At 43.2% G+C, this 18142-nt stretch carries 17 protein-coding genes; 7 read left to right on the top strand and 10 right to left on the bottom strand.

The features are described 5' to 3' along the window. The first annotated feature begins 5 nt into the window (after nt 1-5). Entirely contained in the window at nt 6-155 is a 150-nt protein-coding gene (locus V7K36_RS06680; RefSeq protein ID WP_335114243.1) for a hypothetical protein, read from the top strand. Nucleotides 156-387: 232 nt separating this feature from the next. Further along, nucleotides 388-1515, top strand: coding sequence for a succinylglutamate desuccinylase/aspartoacylase domain-containing protein (locus V7K36_RS06685; protein ID WP_335114245.1), 1128 nt, complete (start codon nt 388-390; stop codon nt 1513-1515). A gap of 576 nt (nt 1516-2091) precedes the next feature. Here the strand turns inward: V7K36_RS06685 and typA are convergent. Next, nucleotides 2092-3882 carry a translational GTPase TypA gene (gene typA / locus V7K36_RS06690; protein WP_335114247.1) on the bottom strand — a complete coding sequence of 597 codons (1791 nt, stop codon included), beginning with the start codon at nt 3880-3882 and terminating at the stop codon, nt 2092-2094. 346 nt (nt 3883-4228) lie between these two features. Here typA and V7K36_RS06695 point away from each other — a divergent pair, with 346 nt between their 5' ends. Continuing rightward, the gene (locus V7K36_RS06695; RefSeq protein WP_335114249.1) at nt 4229-4867 is read left to right on the top strand and encodes a serine/threonine protein kinase; all 639 of its coding nucleotides are present in this window, start codon (nt 4229-4231) and stop codon (nt 4865-4867) included. Nucleotides 4868-5484: 617 nt separating this feature from the next. Beyond that, nucleotides 5485-6537: a hemerythrin domain-containing protein gene (locus tag V7K36_RS06700; protein ID WP_334942616.1), complete on the top strand. Its 1053-nt coding sequence runs from the start codon at nt 5485-5487 to the stop codon at nt 6535-6537. An 81-nt stretch (nt 6538-6618) separates the two neighbouring features. Here the strand turns inward: V7K36_RS06700 and V7K36_RS06705 are convergent, their stop codons facing one another. From V7K36_RS06705 to V7K36_RS06730, 6 genes are all read right to left on the bottom strand, one after another. After that, entirely contained in the window at nt 6619-7803 is a 1185-nt protein-coding gene (locus V7K36_RS06705; RefSeq protein WP_335114251.1) for a M20 family metallopeptidase, read from the bottom strand. A 360-nt stretch (nt 7804-8163) separates the two neighbouring features. Further along, nucleotides 8164-8727 carry a pentapeptide repeat-containing protein gene (locus V7K36_RS06710; protein WP_335114253.1) on the bottom strand — a complete coding sequence of 188 codons (564 nt, stop codon included), beginning with the start codon at nt 8725-8727 and terminating at the stop codon, nt 8164-8166. 274 nt (nt 8728-9001) lie between these two features. Next, on the bottom strand, nt 9002-10762 hold the full coding sequence (locus V7K36_RS06715) for a serine/threonine protein kinase (RefSeq protein WP_335114255.1): 1761 nt from the start codon (nt 10760-10762) through the stop codon (nt 9002-9004). 124 nt (nt 10763-10886) lie between these two features. Continuing rightward, complete coding sequence (gene rpsU, locus V7K36_RS06720) at nt 10887-11075, bottom strand: 30S ribosomal protein S21 (protein ID WP_012407716.1); 189 nt, start codon at nt 11073-11075, stop codon at nt 10887-10889. 114 nt (nt 11076-11189) lie between these two features. Next, the gene (locus tag V7K36_RS06725; protein WP_273762368.1) at nt 11190-11510 is read right to left on the bottom strand and encodes an RNA recognition motif domain-containing protein; all 321 of its coding nucleotides are present in this window, start codon (nt 11508-11510) and stop codon (nt 11190-11192) included. 702 nt (nt 11511-12212) lie between these two features. After that, nucleotides 12213-12362, bottom strand: coding sequence for a hypothetical protein (locus V7K36_RS06730; protein ID WP_335114257.1), 150 nt, complete (start codon nt 12360-12362; stop codon nt 12213-12215). A 403-nt stretch (nt 12363-12765) separates the two neighbouring features. On the opposite strand from V7K36_RS06730, the gene V7K36_RS06735 reads away from it, so the two are divergent. Next, on the top strand, nt 12766-12951 hold the full coding sequence (locus V7K36_RS06735; protein WP_114080862.1) for a DUF2949 domain-containing protein: 186 nt from the start codon (nt 12766-12768) through the stop codon (nt 12949-12951). A gap of 91 nt (nt 12952-13042) precedes the next feature. Next, complete coding sequence (ftsH4, locus tag V7K36_RS06740; protein WP_335114259.1) at nt 13043-14911, top strand: ATP-dependent zinc metalloprotease FtsH4; 1869 nt, start codon at nt 13043-13045, stop codon at nt 14909-14911. Nucleotides 14912-15017: 106 nt separating this feature from the next. Here ftsH4 and moeB read toward each other — a convergent pair whose 3' ends face one another. From moeB to V7K36_RS06755, 3 genes are all read right to left on the bottom strand, one after another. After that, complete coding sequence (gene moeB / locus V7K36_RS06745) at nt 15018-16190, bottom strand: molybdopterin-synthase adenylyltransferase MoeB (protein WP_335114261.1); 1173 nt, start codon at nt 16188-16190, stop codon at nt 15018-15020. A 153-nt stretch (nt 16191-16343) separates the two neighbouring features. Next, entirely contained in the window at nt 16344-16802 is a 459-nt protein-coding gene (locus V7K36_RS06750) for a M67 family metallopeptidase (RefSeq protein ID WP_335114263.1), read from the bottom strand. Further along, nucleotides 16799-16957, bottom strand: coding sequence for a hypothetical protein (locus V7K36_RS06755; RefSeq protein ID WP_335114265.1), 159 nt, complete (start codon nt 16955-16957; stop codon nt 16799-16801). The genes V7K36_RS06750 and V7K36_RS06755 overlap by 4 nt, the downstream gene beginning before the upstream one ends. Nucleotides 16958-17456: 499 nt before the next feature. Here V7K36_RS06755 and V7K36_RS06760 point away from each other — a divergent pair, with 499 nt between their 5' ends. Then, the gene (locus tag V7K36_RS06760; protein ID WP_335114267.1) at nt 17457-18122 is read left to right on the top strand and encodes a hypothetical protein; all 666 of its coding nucleotides are present in this window, start codon (nt 17457-17459) and stop codon (nt 18120-18122) included. The last annotated feature ends 20 nt before the right edge of the window (nt 18123-18142 follow it).

The following is an 18142-nucleotide window of genomic DNA, read 5'->3' on the forward strand; positions in this document are numbered from 1 at the left end:
AGATAATGGGAACCAAATTATGGCAAATTCATGCTGAATTCTGTTTTGATAATAAAAGCGATCGCTCTCATTTAAATCCTCTTCAATATTTCTCTCAGCCAAGTTTCTTCCTGTGGCGATGCCTGCGGCGGGCTGCGCCTACGCACTATTTTTAAAGGTTATGGATAATCAATTGCCAAGTAAAATCTAGCACGTTCGTAAACTTCATTTAGCAATCTTTACATCGTCTAAGGCTTGTTGTAATAGATTAATAGTATCAGGTTCAACTATAGCAGTTTTCGGTTGAGTGAGTGTACAAGAACCCCACCCCCTCCCCGCAAGCGAGGAGAGGGTTATGATTAGGAAGGGCTATAAGTTATCAAGTGCGATTTATCACCAAGTTATTTTATGCTACCAGTTATTGAAACTATTGCTTTACGTCAAATGGCTTCGGGCGATCGCTTATCTTTACAAGTTTACAAATTTATCGGCGCTCAACCTGGTAAGAAGGTTTACATTCAATCTAATCTGCACGGTGCAGAAATTGCTGGTAATGCCGTTATTCACCAGTTAATTGAGTTTTTATTAACAAGAAATGATCCAGATTTAGCTGGAGAAATTTGGCTAGTTCCCGTTTGTAATCCAATTGGGACGAATGAGCGATCGCACCATTTTTCCCCCGGACGATATTGCGTTTATGAAGCTAAAGATTGGAATCGCATATTTTGGGATTACGAGAAAGAAGCTGATGATTTAGTAGCTTTTACTAAATCTCAACTTCAGATTGATTTAGAGGTCGTTCGACAAAATTATCTAACTGTAATTAAGCAACAATTTGCCAAAATTTTAGAAAAAATTAATTCTCCCAGAAGTGTACCCTATACTGAGGTTTTTAGCTATAAACTCCAAAATCTGAGTTTAGATGCAGACTACTTAATTGACTTACATACTTCTACAAATCAAGCTTTAGACTACCTTTATTACTTCCGAAATCGAGAAGACAGTGCAAAATACTTCGGGCTTGATTTTGGAATATTACTTGATAAATACGATGGTGATGCTTTTGATGAAGCTTTTATCAAACCTTGGTTAGCACTAGAAGCTTGTTTTAAAGAGTTTGGTAGAGAAATCAAGTTTGATGTGGAAGCTTGGACACTGGAATTAGGAACAGGAATGCAAATGAACCCTGATTCAGTCGCTAAAGGTGTATGGTGTGTGAAAAACTATTTAGTGCAAAAAGGTGTACTGCAAATTCCTAATTTCTCGGATGACACAAAAACCCATGAAATGACTTTTGCATCTAACAGTAACAGGAAAAAATATTATGCGATCGCAGGTGGCATGATTCAATCTAGAATCGAATTAGGTAGTTCAGTTAAAGCCGGAGAAAAACTCTATCAAATTCTCAGTTTTAATAAAGAAGGTAAGTTACCCAGTGTAATTGATGTCTGCGCTCAACAAGATGGATTGGTTTATGATGTTGCAACGAATCAAGCTGTGAATGAAGGCGAGTTTGTACTGGGAGTTATTAGTTAGGAAATAAATTTATAGACCTCTTGCAAAAGTCTCTAATATCATGTCCGCTTGATTACTTATTAAACCCTAAGAACCCCACCCCGCCAAAGCTATGCTTTGTCTCCCCTCCCCGCTTGCGGGGAGGGGATTAAGGGGTGGGGTGCAATGACTGTGGGAATCACAACTAATTATGCGGACATGATATAACACCCCACCCCCAACCCCTCTCCGAACCTGTAAACCTTCTGGAATATTTTCATCATCACCCTCAACCTCTGCGAAAAATACACGGATGCGCCCGTGCTCTCCTTTGTTTGCTATTTTCTATACTAAAAAGACTTTAATCAGTCAGTATAGCCTCAATTTTAATCAGTTTGCTACTATGAGCTTATAGCGTTTCCTAATGACATGAAGTACATCATAGCCCCCTCTTCGCTTGCGGGGAGGGGGTTGGGGGTGGGGTTCTTGTACCTCACTCAAGTGAGAACCGCTATATTAGCTTCACTGGATTGTTCACACGGTAACTTCTTACTCAAGAAACTTACAAAACAAAAAACCCGCTCATGCGGGCTTTCTAAATTAATCAAGTAACTAAACTTACCGTTTCGCCAACTTCTTCGACATCTTCCGCAGACGAATCGATTGGGGTGTAACTTCCACCAATTCATCAGGTCCGATGTATTCCAAAGCACGCTCTAGGCTCATGTCTATCGGTGCTTGCAACTGAACCAATTCATCGCCACCAGCAGCCCGGTGGTTGGTCAACTGCTTGGTTTTACAGATATTCAGTTCCAAATCTTGGGAACGATTGTGTTCTCCTACAATCATGCCTCTGTAAACCTTTGTACCGGGAACAATAAAGAATGCTCCTCTATCTTCGGCATTTCTCATGGCGTAGAAAGTCGAAACCCCTTCTTCAAATGAGATTAAAACGCCTTTGTTACGGGCTTCAATGTCGCCACTGAGTTGACGGTAGTCCAAGAAGCTGTGGTTCATGATGCCTTCACCACGAGTCATTCGCATGAATTCACCCCGGAAACCAATTAAACCACGGGCGGGAATGACAAACTCTAGTTGGGTGCGATCGCCACTACCAGGTTGCATATCTTGCATTTCGCCTTTGCGTTGTCCCAGGCGTTCGATACAGCTACCCACACCATCAACAGGAATGTCTAACACCAAGAGTTCAAAGGGTTCGCAAGGGTGTCCGTTGACTTCACGGTAAATTACCTGTGGCTGAGATACCTGAAACTCGAACCCTTCCCGGCGCATGGTTTCGATTAAGATACCTAAGTGCAGTTCCCCACGACCGGAAACGAGGAATTTATCAGGAGAATCGGTTTCTTCAACACGCAAAGCAACGTTGGTTTCGAGTTCGCGGAATAAGCGATCGCGTATTTGTCTTGATGTCACCAACTTGCCTTCTTGACCAGCAAAGGGCGAATCATTCACACAGAAAGCCATTTGCAAGGTTGGTTCATCCACTTTAATTAGTGGTAAAGCTCGTGGTTCATTGGGGTCAGTAATCGTTTCCCCAATATAAGCATCAGCGAAACCAGCCACCGCGACAATATAACCTGCGGTTGCTTCTTCCATGTCTACCCGTTTCAGCCCTTCAAAGCCCATCAATTTGGTAATTTTACCCTTGACAATGGTGCCATCTTCTGTTACCAAAGCTGCTTGTTGTCCTGAGCGGATAGTACCGTTGTGAATTCTGCCAATCACAATCCGTCCCAGATATTCAGAATAATCTAGGGTTGTAACTTGCAATTGCAGAGGCTTATTGCTGTCGCCTACTGGTGGTGGAACGTGTTGCAGAATCGCGTTAAAAAGAGGTTGCATATCTACCGATTCTGCTTCCAAGCTTTCCTTAGCAAAACCTGCCATACCGGAGGCAAACAGATAGGTAAAATCACACTGGTCTTCATCTGCTCCTAATTCCAAGAACAGATCCAAGACTTTATCAACAGCAATGTGGGGGTCAACTTTACCACGGTCTATTTTGTTGATTACAACGATGGGGCGCAGCCCTTTTTCTAAAGCTTTTTTCAGGACAAAGCGTGTTTGGGGCATGGGACCTTCGTTGGCATCGACAATCAGAAGACATCCGTCAACCATGCCCAGTACGCGTTCAACTTCGCCGCCAAAGTCAGCGTGTCCAGGAGTATCAACAATATTAATTAGTGTTTCTTTGTAGCGAACTGCTGTATTTTTAGACAGGATAGTAATACCCCGTTCCCGTTCTAGGGCGTTTGAGTCCATAACGCAATCCGGAACGTCTTCGCCTTCGCGGAAAATGCCGGATTGTTTGAGGAGTGCGTCAACCAGAGTGGTTTTGCCGTGGTCAACGTGGGCGATAATGGCGACGTTGCGAATTGGGAGCGTCATAGAAACTTTTGGTGAACTCTAGAGGGGGTTTTGATATTTACATTTGAATGCTAGGCTTTTTTAACAGAATTAGGTATGATTAGCAAAACTCTGTAAAGAACCTTTAATAATTCTAGCTTAATCGTCACAATTGCGGTGAGGTTTGTCAAGGCTGCATTAAGACAGAAAGTTAGGCGGGCTGAATCTGTGCTTGGCGTTGAATTATTTAGGCGATCTAGTTAGAAAACTTAACTCAGGTAGTTGAAGAGTGGGTAAATGCCTGGTTAAAACTTCTAAGATATGTTTTATTCCGTAAATTAGTCTGACTTGTGCCATAGTTAACACCAGCCTGTTGGAGTTTTGAATAATGGCTTGGGTATTAGGGCAGCAATTGCAGAGTGGTAAATACACAATTGAAAAAGAATTAGGTGAAGGTGGCTTTGGTATTACCTATCTCGCCAGAGATAATCAGGGGCGTTACATTGTCATTAAAACGTTGAATGATAAGGTGCAACGCCGCTCCGATTTTGCCAAGTTTCAGCAAGATTTTTTGAATGAGGCGATAAAGCTAGCTAAATGTAGTCATCCTCATATTGTGAAAATTGATGAAGTAATCTATGAGAATCCCCTGTGGTGCATAGTGATGGAATACATTGCTGGGGAAGATTTAGCCAGTCGAATTAATAATCAAGGCGTTTTGTCAGAAGCGGAAGCATTACGCTACATTCAGCAGATTGGTGAAGCCTTGATCGTAGTTCACAATAACGGCTTGTTGCATCGGGATTTGAAACCGCAAAATATCATGTTGCGTTCTGGTAACTCTGAGGCTGTGTTAATTGATTTTGGCATTGCCAGGGAATTTACCCCGAATCTAACTCAAACTCATACACAAATTTTCTCTGATGGTTTTGCACCAATTGAGCAATATGACAAAAGAGCAAAACGGGGTGCTTACACTGACGTTTATGCTTTAGCAGCAACATTATATTCTGTGCTAACTGGATAGGATGGAATTGCGAACACTTCGCTAGGCTGGTGACAACTGGTGAAGCCATTAGCTATCAGGTTAAAAAGTTACCTTTGGGATTTCGGAATAACAATGGTTATCATACTTTAGCAAAGGAAATGATGGATAATACTCAGAAAAAATAATACTAATTTTAGCAGCGTCCATTCAGGTATTACAGTTAAAAATATTTTGGTACATTTTATAGAATCTTTAATATAACACGGTAAAAGTCAAGATATCATTCTAAATTAATCAACGCAAGAGATAAATTTTTAATCTTAAATTACGCTAACTAATACAAAAGAGTTAACTATACTAACCATTTCCAATACTTCTGAAACATACAATGTATTTGCTGATTAATTTTACTCTTGTTTGATATTATAAAATGGAATGATATCAAACAAAATCTAGAAATTGTCTATCTAAGGATATAGTTTAAATTTAAATACTATCTATCTAAAAGTAGAAAGACAGAATTTGTGATGAAAAGTTTTGTTTATCTACCCAGAGTTGTGAAGGCGATCGCTCAAAAGAAAGATGGAATCTCCCTAACCTCTGTGTCAAGGTTATATAAGTTAAGAATTATGAACACTTTGCCGAGGAGAACACGGATGGTAGCTACTTTAGATGATACGAAACGTAATGCTATTGCTGTAAAATTGGCAAGTATCAAAGCACTCCAGCAGTTAGTTATCGAAAATGAGAAATTGCTTTTGAAAGAAGGACTTGATGCCGAAATTGCCGATCGCATTCGGAATTTCATCAATGATGACGAAAAAAATCTTGGTGTTCTGGAAACTGTAATTGGTCAGTATGGCATTCAGGCTGAACCCAAAAAAACTGTTACACAATTCATTGAAAAAGCTGGCGAATTGTTTAAAGGTTCTGAGTTGAGCCTGTATGAAAAAGTATCTCAGCATGAATTGCTTAAACATCAATTAGTAATGAGTGGCTTGATAGTTCACAAGGCTGCTCAAAAAGTTGGTGCTGACGTTTTGCTAGCGATCGCACCTTTGAATACTATTAACTTTGAAAACCGCGCTCACCAAGAGCAACTCAAAGGTATTTTGGAAATTCTGGGTGTCCGCGAACTAACAGGACAAGATGCAGATCAAGGAATTTGGGCACGGGTTCAAGACGCTTTAGCCGCAGTCAGTGGTGTAGTAGGTAGTGCTGTTACCCAAACCAGTGACAAAAAGGATCTGAATATCCAAGATGTCATCCGCCTCGATCACGGCAAGGTAAATACCCTGTTCACCGAACTGCTGCAAAGCAACAATCCACAAAAGATCCAAGAGTACTTTGGTCAAATTTATAAGGATCTAAGTGTCCACGCTGAAGCTGAGGAGGAAGTAGTCTACCCAAGAGTACGTCCTTTCTACGGTCAAGCTAACACCCAAGAACTGTTTGATGAACAAGCTCATGCAAAGCTGGCGTTAGAGGAAATTAAGGCTATTAGCCCATCTTCACCGCAATTCAAAGATAAAGTCAAACAGTTGATGGATGCTATTGGCGATCATATTCGTCAAGAAGAAACCACAATGTTTGCTGCCATTCGCAACAACTTGACTACTGAGCAAAGTGAACAACTTGCTACTGAATTCAAAGCTGCTAAGACTCGAATTCAACAAAAACTGGGTGTTGTTACCGAATCGAATGTGTAGAATGCTTTCGAGCTTTCTATATCCGCTAAAAAAGGTTAGTTAACCAAAAACTCCCAGCACATCAACGCTGGGAGTTTTTGGTTAAAAATTTTGCTGACAGTATTTATAAGCCGCATAGGCCATAGTTACAACCCCAGTGATAATGGCAGATTCATCGACTTCAAATTGGGGATGGTGTAATGGGTGGTTAATGATTCTTTCTTTGTAGCCTACACCCAAGCGAAACATGGAACCGGGGACATGTTCCAAATAAATAGAAAAATCTTCAGATCCAAGGGAGGGTTCGGGTAAAACTTGAACGCGATCACTACTCCAAGCTTCTTCGGCGGCTGATTGTAACAATTGCGTCAAGACATAATCATTTTGGACGCTGGGTACGCCCTGGCGATAATTGATTTGATACTTTGCTCCGTAGGTATGGCAAACATTAGATACAATGTTTTCAATCCAGTTTGGGAGATGGGCACGGGTTTGGGGATGGAGCGATCGCACGGTTCCCAATAACTGCACTTTATCAGCAATTATATTCGGCGCTCTGCCACCGTTAATTTTCCCTATGCTCAAAACTACAGGACGCAAGGGATTTTGTGTGCGGCTGATCGCTTGTTGCAATGCAGTAATAATTTGGCAAGCAATCCAAATCGCATCAATCGCCTCATGCGGACGCGCCCCGTGCCCAGATTCTCCCATAATCAGAATTTCTAAATCATCAGCGGCGGCTGTCAATGCTCCGTAACGCACGCCAATAGATCCTGCGGGGATAGAAGGGAAAACATGAACCCCTAATAAAGCCGAGACATTTTCCATCGCTCCATCTTTCACCATCCAGCTTGCGCCTTGGGCAATTTCCTCGGCGGGCTGAAATAAAAACCGCACTTTCCCACCCAACTCCTCTGCCACTTGGGACAGCACCATTGCTGTTCCTAACCCGACAGTAGTGTGGACATCGTGACCGCAAGCGTGCATAACACCATCTGCACGAGAGGCATATTCCAAATTGGTGCCCTCTTGAATTGGCAAAGCATCCATATCGGTGCGAATTGCCAATAAACGGTCATTTTGGCTAGTGCCTTGCAGTTCTCCAATCACGCCCGTTTTGCCAACTCCTTCTTGTACGTGCAGACCACTGGAAGACAAAACACCAGCTACGAAGGCTGCTGTTTGGTACTCCTGACCGCTGAGTTCTGGGTGAGAGTGGATGTGGCGGCGAATTTCAATTAAGCGAGGCGCTAGTTTTGCTGCTAAGTCTTTAATACGGGTAAGCATCGATTCAATTAATCTATAGGCTTTTTATCCCATGATAAGGAACTGTTAACAAACAAAATGCTCTTTGCCATACGAATAGGTCAAGGAAGAGGCAGATGAGCAGGGAGCAGGGGAGGGAGAATTAACAATTCAAAATTCACGCATTCAAAATTCAAACATTTTAGACAATTTCAGACGTTCGCGTAGCGTCTCGCAGAGAAGAGGAGTGCGGTCTTGGGGTCTCCCCAAGAGGAGCAACTCCGGGGGATTTAAACCCCGGCTGAAACTGGGGCTATCTTTATGGTTGGGGTCTTAAACCCTTTTATTTACGATAATCAATGCCCTATGCCCTATGCCCCATGCCCCATGCCCAATTGCTGCTTATTTTGAGTAACAGGTTGTGCCTCGAGTATTTTCGGGTTTGAACTCGTTACATTCTCTGGGATTTTGACGCTCTAACGACCAGCCATAAGGCTTGTCGGAGGTGACGACACCATTAGCCATAGTTGTTAGTCGGAAGTTAGCCCCCCGAAAATTGGTAAACTGCAATTTGGCATCTTTTAAGTTTGCTGCTTCTAAATTGGCGCTGATGAAACCGGCAAAAGATAGATCGGCATTTTCCAGGGATGCTGATTTCAAATTTGCTCCTGTTAAGGAAGCACCAGTGAGATTCGCCGAATTCAGAATCGCACCTTCTAAATTTGCACCGGTGAGATCGGCATTCGTGAGATTAGCTTGAGATAATGTGGCACTACTCAAGTCAGCCCCTCGCAAATTTGCTCCAGTTAGATTGAGTTGAGTTAGGTCAGCACCACTTAAATTACACCGGGGACAGGCACTTGTTGCCTTCAACTGATCTAAATCTAGCTGATTTAAGGCAAAAGCCTGCTCTGCAAACCCGAAACAAGCTAACAGGGCGACGGTAGCAACAATCTTAAGTTTCATATTTTTACTGATATTTACAAAAATGACAATTTACGCACATTGCGTACTGTCATACTTACATATACCGCTTCTCTAAGGAAGAACAGGGATGAAGCATTGATTAAGAAGGTGTAAAAATACTATAAATTCTAATGGTAAGACTACTCAAACTGAAATATAGGCTATAGAATCGATTCGTGAGCAACTATACCGAACCAATTATAGACTACTATATATGTGATCCCCCTAGCTCGATAAAAAGACGACTAGGGGGATCTTGTTTTTGGGCACTTGATTAACGCCACCCCAAAAGGCGCAATCCAGGAACAATTAGGTAGTAACTCACTCCTAACCAGAAGCTGATAAAGAAGCCTACAGAACCAAAAAAAATCAGAGGCTTGTATAACTCTGACCAGCCTGGTTGACTAGAAAATTCCCAGATAGTCGGTGCTAACTTCAAAAGAATTAAAACTGCATAGCCGATCGCACTACCAAAGGCAGCGAACACAGCGTACACCAGGTGATGGCTGCGAAGTCCTAAGCTCAACGTGAGTAGGCAAACTGCGACTAAAATCACTGCCACTAAGCCCTCGCCGCTATCTTTTGGTGTGATTAATTGCAAAATCAACCAGCCGAAGCCATAGCTAATCATGCCCATCAGCGACGCTACTAAAAACCGCCGTCGTTGACCAAAACACCCTGATACTGTCAGTCCCCAAGCGGTTCCCCAGCCTGCTGCAACGAACACCAAAATATCTGCCCCGAAGACGAATTGAGTATTTGGCACTAATTCGTTTAGCTGAGTCAAAATAAATTCCCCAATCCGGCGGCCTAAACTTGTCCGATAGGCCAAAATAAAACCAGCGATCGCACCAAAACAAGCGCCGAAACTACTCAGGATTATCGCCCAAATGGTCGCCAAACAAGCTTGGAAAATTTTGATGATTGCCTGAGCAATGAAAATAACGGTTTTGGTTACAGCTTGGCTAAAGTTAGCTAAAACTTGTTCAATAGCTAACTTTAGCAATATAAATCTCCGGTAAGCTTGCGTTGAAGCTTGCTTAATGTTGTGCCGCAGTTGGGCAAATAATCCTGGCGGCGGTAATGGTTGAGAAATCTTCGCCAAACGTTTTTGAATTATCGCTGCATTTGCTGGACGCGATCGCACATCCGCCTGTACCATCTCATCTAGCAAATCTGCTAATTGTGGGTTGACATTTACCGCAGTTCGCCAGCGCAATTTCCCAGTTTGCTGATCTTCCAACTCTAGCGGGTATTTGCCTGTTAGTAGTTCAATTATCGTTCGACCGAGAGCATAAAAATCGGCACTTGGCCCGACAATACCTCCAGTCACTTGTTCTGGTGGACTGTAGCCAGAAGAAAATAATCGGGTGGAACGAGACTGAGAACGCAGCTTAGAGACGCTAAATTGTTTTGCCCCGCCAAAATCAATTAGTACCACGCGATCGCCCTCTGTTTGCCCTTGAGGTGGGGTTAAAGTTGGCGAAGAAGTACCCAACATTAAATTAGAAGGTTTGATATCCCGGTGAATAATCTGACGTTTGTGTAATTCCTGTAAAATTTGTACAGCTTGGGCAAACCAGTTTAAAACCAAATCCTCTGGACACCCTTGGGGAAACTTTTTTAATATCTCCTCTAAAGTCCGCCCATTGATTTTTTCCATTACCAGACAGGGGAGTTGGTGCGGTTTGGGATTAAACAAGTTGACGTGAAAATACCCATCGGCCTCGACCGTCGGGACACCCGGATGCTGCAAGCCAGATAAAACCGCCGCTTCTTGGGTAAATAATTCCAGTGCCTTTGGTGAATCTTCTACCAACACTTTCAGCACTTTCTCTGTTTGAGTTTTTTCATCCCAAACCGTATATATTTGAGCAAATCCTCCCGACCCCAAGGGCTGAAGTGGAACATAGCGGTCTAACAACTCTAGCGGTGCGCCACAGCTGTTGCAAAATTTGTTTCCCCAAGGCTGAGGATAAGGACGTTGACAATCAGGATTTATGCAGTGAACCGCACTCTGAGTGATGTGGGACACAACCGCTACAATACAAAGGCTGACTTGATTTTAGCGTTTCTTGAGGTTTCCTGATTTTAAAATAGGCAAAAGGAAAACCCTCATAGATTGTATGAGGGCATTCGTTTATATCTATTGTCAGTCCTTAATTACGGAAACTTCTCTTACTCTGTCTGTGCTTGGCAACTTCTTTGCGCTTGCGTTTTTCTAGGGGCGTTTCAAAATGGCGATGCTTTCTCATGTCTGGAAAAATTCCAGCCTTGGAAACTTCTCGCTTAAATCGTCGTAAGGCTGACTCAATGTGTTCATTGTCACCTACAATTACTTGGGTCATTATCTCTCCTACTAAGTTGACTTAATCAATGAATATGCAGACGGTAAGAGTGCAAAAAAAAGACAGACTCCTTGTCTGACTTTAGACTCTAGGTAAATTTTTTTGGTTCCAAGGTTAGTAGCGGGAGCGTCCGCCGCCACCACCGCCGTATCCTCCTCGATTACCACCAAACGAACCTCTATCACCTCTGTCTTCTTTGGGTTTAGCCTTATTCACTTTCAGGTCACGACCCATCCACTCAGCACCGTCGAGGGCTTCAATGGCAGCTGTTTCTTCAGCTTCAGTTCCCATTTCCACAAAAGCAAAGCCTCGCGGACGACCTGTTTCCCGGTCGGTAGGTACTTGAACTCGCTTTACAGTTCCATATTCTGCAAAAATACCACTTAAATCCTCTTGTGTAACGTCATAAGAGAGGTTACCTACATAAATTGACATCGATTCTCTCCAAAATCATCACTGTGTAGAGATTTTAATTTCTCTCAGAAGTCTGTAAATACTAAAAGGAAAATGCCTTTCAATACTAAAATCAAAGACATCACTAAATTAACTCTCCTAATCTTAGGATGACATAGGAGCCAACTCTCTGCATCCAGTAGATAGTTGATAGATAGGTGAACTACTCAGACTTGCCTACGGCTGAAGTTGATCGCTCCCAATTCATCAGGAATAGCCTCAAAAACTCCGTAGTTTTTTTGGTCTGACATTCCCTCCAAGGGCAGAAGTCCTGGTTCCCAAGACCCAAATCTTTCTCTTGCGACATGTACCCGTTAGCTTGGTTTTCGCTTGTGGCATTGATGGTCAAGACAGTACCTATCCTACCAGAAAATCGTGGGGATTCGTCATACATCCAGAATTTGTTTTTGCTGTGCAAAAAATCAATTCCAGATGCAATCCTCAAAGCTTGGCTCCCTATCCCCACCTTATGAGTACATTGAAGGTGGGGACTTCCGCGATACGTTAACCAGTGATGCGATCGCACCTAAGCGATCCGCCCGCCCCCACCCTAAGTACAGCCCATCGTCAAAAAGGGTTGGAAATGGAAGAAGATAAATTTTGTAGGGTGATAAAGGAAATCAGACATGGAGGGGCGCATCTTTAATATCCGAATTGAACGTTGACTGCATTAACCATAAAGCATTACTCCAAAATTTTAATATGAAAGGCAAAGTCAGGCAACAATTCAAAATTCAAATGCTGTTCATCACCTTTGCAAGCCGTTTCTAATTCGGCTTTGACAACTTCGGCAGCCTGATCTTTGCCCTTTAGGGATTTGGGGATTCTCTTCACTAAAGTTCTCTAATTTCCAGTGGTGTTAATTCTGTTAATTCTTTGAGTACGGTAAACCGTATTTGCTCGTTAGTTCCCAAAGATTAATTTAATTGTTAAGTTTAGTTACATAAATAAAAAAAGGCTACAAAGATTGCCAAATGGAAGAAATTATGAGAAGCGGTAGTATTGTTGACGAGCAAGACAAACTGAACAACTTTGCGACGCCGAATAGCTCGTCGTAGACATCGCCTGCGGTAGGCGGATACCCCATCGCCCTATATGATGTCAGTCTAATTACCCATCAGCAAAGCACTCTACTCCCAATCCTTCCCTGCAAGCTCTTAGGGAAATAAAAAATCTTTAATCAGGTTTCTTGAGCGAAGTCAAAAATAAGACTTAATTAACATTGTTTAACATTGCTATGAAAGCTACAGATCAATTGGTGCATTTTTTAGAGGAAGAGTTAGGTATTTCTGGCGGAGCAATTTCTCTGGCCTTACGGCATTGTGAGCAGACCCCCAACTTCCTGGCCATGACCCTCTGGCAGTATGGGCTGGTAACGCTGGATCAGTTAGCCCAAATTTTTGATTGGCTGGAAACAGTATAAGTTGCTGCTTCAACTATTTGGATGGTAAATAGCGGACTTTCTCAGAAAGTCACATTCTCAACAGTTTTCATTTTAAGGATTGGTAACATCTATGGCAATTAAAGAACAGCCTAAATCACCTCGGTTTCGGATCATTGCTAATATATTGCTGGCACTATCAGGGCTATTCCTGCTCTTAAATTTATTTTTGCCTGGTTTATTTGCTTCTGGCCCTGCTGGTGTTCCCTATAGCCTATTTATTCATCAAGTACAAGAAGGGGAAGTCAGCCGCGTTTCCGTTGGTCAAAACCAGATCCTCTACCAACTAAAAACAGAAAATGCCGAGCCGGGACAGGTGTTTACAACTACACCAATCTTTGATTTAGAGTTACCCAAACTGCTAGAACAAAAGGGAGTTGAATTCGCTGCTACACCACCACCTAAGAATACTTGGATTACAACCCTCTTGAGTTGGGTGATTCCACCACTGATTTTTATTGGCATTTGGCAGTTCTTTCTCGCCCGTGGTGCTGGTGGCGGTGGCCCTCAAGGTGTTCTCTCCATTGGTAAAAGCAAAGCTAAGGTTTACGTTGAAGGCGAGTCAGCTAAAATCACCTTTGCAGATGTGGCTGGGGTCGAAGAAGCGAAAACTGAGTTAGTAGAAATTGTGGATTTCCTCAAGACTCCGGGACGGTTTACGCAAATTGGCGCTAGGATTCCCAAAGGTGTGTTGTTGGTTGGTCCTCCAGGTACTGGTAAGACACTTTTAGCAAAAGCTGTAGCCGGGGAAGCAGGAGTTCCATTCTTCAGTATCTCTGGTTCGGAGTTTGTAGAATTATTTGTCGGTGTGGGTTCTTCCAGAGTCCGGGATTTATTTGAGCAAGCCAAAAAACAGGCTCCCTGTATTGTATTTATTGATGAATTGGATGCGATCGGTAAGTCTCGTAGCAGTAACGGTTTCTACGGTGGTAATGATGAGCGAGAACAAACCCTCAACCAGTTATTAACAGAGATGGATGGGTTTGCGGCTGGGGATGCAACGGTGATTGTACTAGCTGCTACCAACCGCCCCGAAATACTAGACCCGGCATTGCTGCGTCCAGGCCGCTTTGACCGCCAAGTGTTGGTAGACCGTCCCGATTTATCTGATCGTGAAGCAATTCTCAAGATTCACGCTCAAAAGGTAAAATTAGGAGATGATGTCAATTTAAAAGCGATCGCAACTCGTACCCCTGGTTTTGCTGGCGCAGATTTGGCAAACTTGGTGAATGAAGCGGCATTATTAGCAGCTCGCAATCTCCGTCAAAGTGTTGCTCAAGAAGACTTTGCCGAAGCAATTGAGCGCGTAGTCGCTGGTTTAGAGAAGAAGAGTCGGGTGATGAACGAGACTGAGAAAAAGATTGTTGCATACCATGAAGTCGGTCACGCAATGGTCGGGGCGCTCACAACCGGAAACGGACGTGTAGAAAAGATTTCGATTATTCCCCGTGGGATGGCAGCTTTGGGCTACACTCTGCAATTACCAACTGAAGACCGCTTTTTGCTAAATGAAACAGAACTGCGGGGTCAGATTGCGACTCTGTTGGGTGGACGTTCCGCCGAAGAGATTGTGTTTAACAGTATTACAACAGGTGCTTCCAACGATTTGCAACGAGCAACTGACTTGGCAGAACGGATGGTAACAGCCTATGGTATGAGCAAAGTCTTAGGGCCATTGGCTTATCAACAAGGACAACAAGCAATGTTCCTGGGTAATGGTGCGACTAATCCCCGGCGGGCAGTGAGTGAAGACACATCGAAAGCCATTGATAGCGAAGTCAAGGAAATCGTGGAAACAGCCCACGAACAAGCCCTAGAGATTCTCAGACAGAATCGAGACTTGCTAGAAGCGATCGCTACTCAACTCTTAGAAACAGAGGTGATTGAAGGCGAGAAACTGCACAGTTTGCTGAGTCAAGTGAAACCTGTAGCTAATTCCTAATTCGTAATTCGTAATTCGTAATTAAGAAAGTCAGGTTTTAACCGCAGAGGTACGCAGAGAATAACTTTGCGTACCTCTACGCTTTCCTCTGCGTTCTTTTGCGTTTTTAATACTCTGGAACTGACGGATCGATTTCTCGACTCCAAGCGGTAATTCCGCCTTTGACATTCGTCCCGACAATCCCGGCTTCCTTGAGGATGGCGAGGGCTTTTGCCGATCGCCCACCCAGCTTACAATGAGCAATTAAACGATGACCGTTTAATATTTCCTTCACCTTAGCAACGCCATTGCCATTTTCAATGTCTGGTAAAGGCACCAACACTGAACCAGGAATCTTGGCAATCTCATACTCATGGGGGTTGCGGACATCCAGCAGTACGAAATCCTTCGCACCGCTATCCAGCAACTCCTTCAAATCCTTAACGGTCATTTCTTGACTTTCCATCTGCTGTTTTGCCTCCTCTGCCTTAGCTTGTGGAATCCCGCAGAATTCTTCATAGTCTATCAGCTTTTCAATCACTGGGGGAATCGGGTTAGGACGCAGTTTCAACTCCCGAAATTTCATATCTAAGGCGTTGTATAACAGCAATCGCCCACTTAGAGTGTTACCTTGTCCCAGAATGATTTTGACAGTTTCGGTTGCTTGGATTAAACCAATAATTCCTGGCAAAATCCCCAAGACACCACCTTCTGCACAAGAGGGAACCATTCCTGGTGGTGGTGGTTCTGGGAAAAGGTCACGATAATTCGGCCCACCTTCGTAGTTAAATACACTAGCTTGCCCTTCAAAGCGTAAAATTGAACCGTAGACGTTGGGCTTATTCAGCAATACGCAGGCGTCGTTAACTAGATATCTAGTGGGGAAGTTATCAGTACCATCTACCACGATATCGTAAGGTTGGAGAATTTGCAGGGCGTTTTCAGAACTCAGGCGGGTTTCGTATAAATCAACCTGACAATAGGGATTAATCTCCTGAATGCGGTTTTTTGCCGATTCAATCTTAGGTTTACCCACCCAGGATGTACCGTGGATTACTTGGCGTTGCAGATTGGAAGTATCGACAACATCGAAATCGACAATCCCGATGCGTCCAATACCCGCCGCCGCCAGATATAAAAGTAGTGGTGAACCTAGTCCACCTGTACCAATACATAATACACTGGCGGCTTTCAGGCGCTTCTGTCCTTCTAGTCCTACTTCTGGCAAAATCAGGTGTCGGGAGTAGCGTTCGTAATCATCTTTGGTCAACTGGATTTCGTCCAGATTGGGATTGAGCATAGCAGTTATAATGCGGGAGAGCGGAATATTAATCCTATCGAAAAACTGTATCTCTTATACAGATAGGGAGTAGGGAGTAGGGAGTACGGAAGACGAATTTTCATCCGTGTGGCGGCGAAAACCGCTATGAGTGACTATCTTAAAACTAAGCCGTTAAATTATATTTTCAATTGTCTCGGCTTGAAACTGATGATGATCATCAAGGCTCCAGCTTTGGAGTTCTCCAGCTTTGCCGTTTTGGACGGAAACTATTATATACGAGTATCCCTGCCAAGCGTATAGGCGATCGCATTCTGAAGGGATAGCAGGATGATCTGGGTGGGAGTGAAAAATGGCGATAATGTTCAGTGAGCGATTGCGTGCTTCCTTTTGTGTTTTTAACATAATTTCGGGTGCGATCGCATATTGGCGTCTTTTACTTTCTGTTGTGCGTTTTCCTGGAAATTCAGCAGCCGCTTCTGTATTCCAGGCATTTTCTGTTGGCATGACTTCTACCACAATTTTGCCCTCACTAGCAAGATAGCCTAAAATTATACCGCAGCACTCGTCTGGGTAAGTGCTTTCGGCATAGGTGCGGATGGTTTGCAAGTGTTCTTCGCTCAGTCGGATCATGTCTGCGTTTGTGACTCTGGCAACTTATAGCGATTCTTGCACAGATATAAGATATTGGCAGGCGATCGCATAATGTAGGTGTAGGTCAAAGAAGAGGCGTAGCCTGCCGCAGGCATCGCAGCGTTCAAAAAGGAAAATATGTATTTTTCCTTCAATACCTTTGCCTACTGCTTTCTTATTGCCTAGAAACTAGAAGAATATGAAGATTACACAAAGCCTAGTTTTTATACTATAAGTATATATCTCTCTGCACATAATGTGAAGAGTATGTAAAGATGCTTATTTTAGCATAGACATTTAAGTAAGATATTGACTATGTAGCCATTCCAGCTTAATTTCTTAATCATCCTTGTTCAGTGATTTCTGCTGAACAAGGATGATTAAAAAAGCCTGAAATGACTGATTATCCTGAATGTACACACTCATTAACTTGTACATTGCTTAAGGCTTAGATAGTCTGAGATAGTTAGATAAGTGTTATGTAAAAGCCTTTTCATCGCGTGAATCTTTGAGAAATATTACTGTTCCTCAAGGGTGACATAAAAGTATGCTGAAAACGTTAAATTTCGATGGGTTATTTGTGCCTTCAAACAGCACTAACAGGAGATTGAGAACTGAAGTTACTAAAAAAATCGATTTAGGTAGGTAAAAGTTATGGCAAATATCATTGGAACCAACGGGAATGATACCCTAGTGGGCAGCGACTTGGACGACACGATTAACGGTAAAACTGGTAACGATATCATCGGAAATTCCTATGGCAACGACACCTTGACTGGTGGAGGTGGCAACGATAAATTTGTTTACGACTTGCTCAATGGCAATGATATCATCACCGATTTTGATGGCATAGGTAAAGGCGTAAATCCCTCGGCAGGAGTCATTGCCGAAGTGGATACCCTAAGTTTCCAAGGTGCAGGCTTCACTGCCCAAAATTTGCTACTCACCCAGAATGGCAACAATCTGGGAATCGACTTTGAAGGGGCGATTAATTCTGGTTATGCAGCTGGGTTTGCTGGTCCCCTGGTCATCCTGCAAAACTTTGCCCTAGAAAACTTGGATAACCTCAGCAAATCTACAGGAGCCACTGTAAACTTGGGCAATATCTTGTTTAATGGGCAGACTAGCATCACAGACAGCTTTGATGTCTTCAATGCCAACTCCACTCAAAGCACAATCTTTAATAAGAATACAGTCACCTTCCTTAACGACCTGAACAATAAGGCGATAACCTGCTCTCTGGAGGCGATGGCAATGATTCTCTCTCTGCCTCTGGTCCCGTCTTCCACTACTACCCCCGCCAGGACTATCGCTCTTTAGTCAATAACACCCTTAACGGA

The organism is Nostoc sp. (genome assembly GCF_036919555.1).
Taxonomy (GTDB): domain Bacteria; phylum Cyanobacteriota; class Cyanobacteriia; order Cyanobacteriales; family Nostocaceae; genus Nostoc.

What these genes read in the sequence shown, in the direction of transcription:
- V7K36_RS06680 (WP_335114243.1), top strand. Translation starts at nt 6, where the DNA reads ATGGGAACCAAATTATGGCAAATTCATGCTGAATTCTGTTTTGATAAT.
- V7K36_RS06685 (WP_335114245.1), top strand. Translation starts at nt 388, where the DNA reads ATGCTACCAGTTATTGAAACTATTGCTTTACGTCAAATGGCTTCGGGC.
- typA (WP_335114247.1), bottom strand. Translation starts at nt 3,882, where the DNA reads ATGACGCTCCCAATTCGCAACGTCGCCATTATCGCCCACGTTGACCAC.
- V7K36_RS06695 (WP_335114249.1), top strand. Translation starts at nt 4,229, where the DNA reads ATGGCTTGGGTATTAGGGCAGCAATTGCAGAGTGGTAAATACACAATT.
- V7K36_RS06700 (WP_334942616.1), top strand. Translation starts at nt 5,485, where the DNA reads ATGGTAGCTACTTTAGATGATACGAAACGTAATGCTATTGCTGTAAAA.
- V7K36_RS06705 (WP_335114251.1), bottom strand. Translation starts at nt 7,803, where the DNA reads ATGCTTACCCGTATTAAAGACTTAGCAGCAAAACTAGCGCCTCGCTTA.
- V7K36_RS06710 (WP_335114253.1), bottom strand. Translation starts at nt 8,727, where the DNA reads ATGAAACTTAAGATTGTTGCTACCGTCGCCCTGTTAGCTTGTTTCGGG.
- rpsU (WP_012407716.1), bottom strand. Translation starts at nt 11,075, where the DNA reads ATGACCCAAGTAATTGTAGGTGACAATGAACACATTGAGTCAGCCTTA.
- V7K36_RS06725 (WP_273762368.1), bottom strand. Translation starts at nt 11,510, where the DNA reads ATGTCAATTTATGTAGGTAACCTCTCTTATGACGTTACACAAGAGGAT.
- V7K36_RS06735 (WP_114080862.1), top strand. Translation starts at nt 12,766, where the DNA reads ATGAAAGCTACAGATCAATTGGTGCATTTTTTAGAGGAAGAGTTAGGT.
- ftsH4 (WP_335114259.1), top strand. Translation starts at nt 13,043, where the DNA reads ATGGCAATTAAAGAACAGCCTAAATCACCTCGGTTTCGGATCATTGCT.
- moeB (WP_335114261.1), bottom strand. Translation starts at nt 16,190, where the DNA reads ATGCTCAATCCCAATCTGGACGAAATCCAGTTGACCAAAGATGATTAC.
- V7K36_RS06750 (WP_335114263.1), bottom strand. Translation starts at nt 16,802, where the DNA reads ATGATCCGACTGAGCGAAGAACACTTGCAAACCATCCGCACCTATGCC.
- V7K36_RS06760 (WP_335114267.1), top strand. Translation starts at nt 17,457, where the DNA reads ATGGCAAATATCATTGGAACCAACGGGAATGATACCCTAGTGGGCAGC.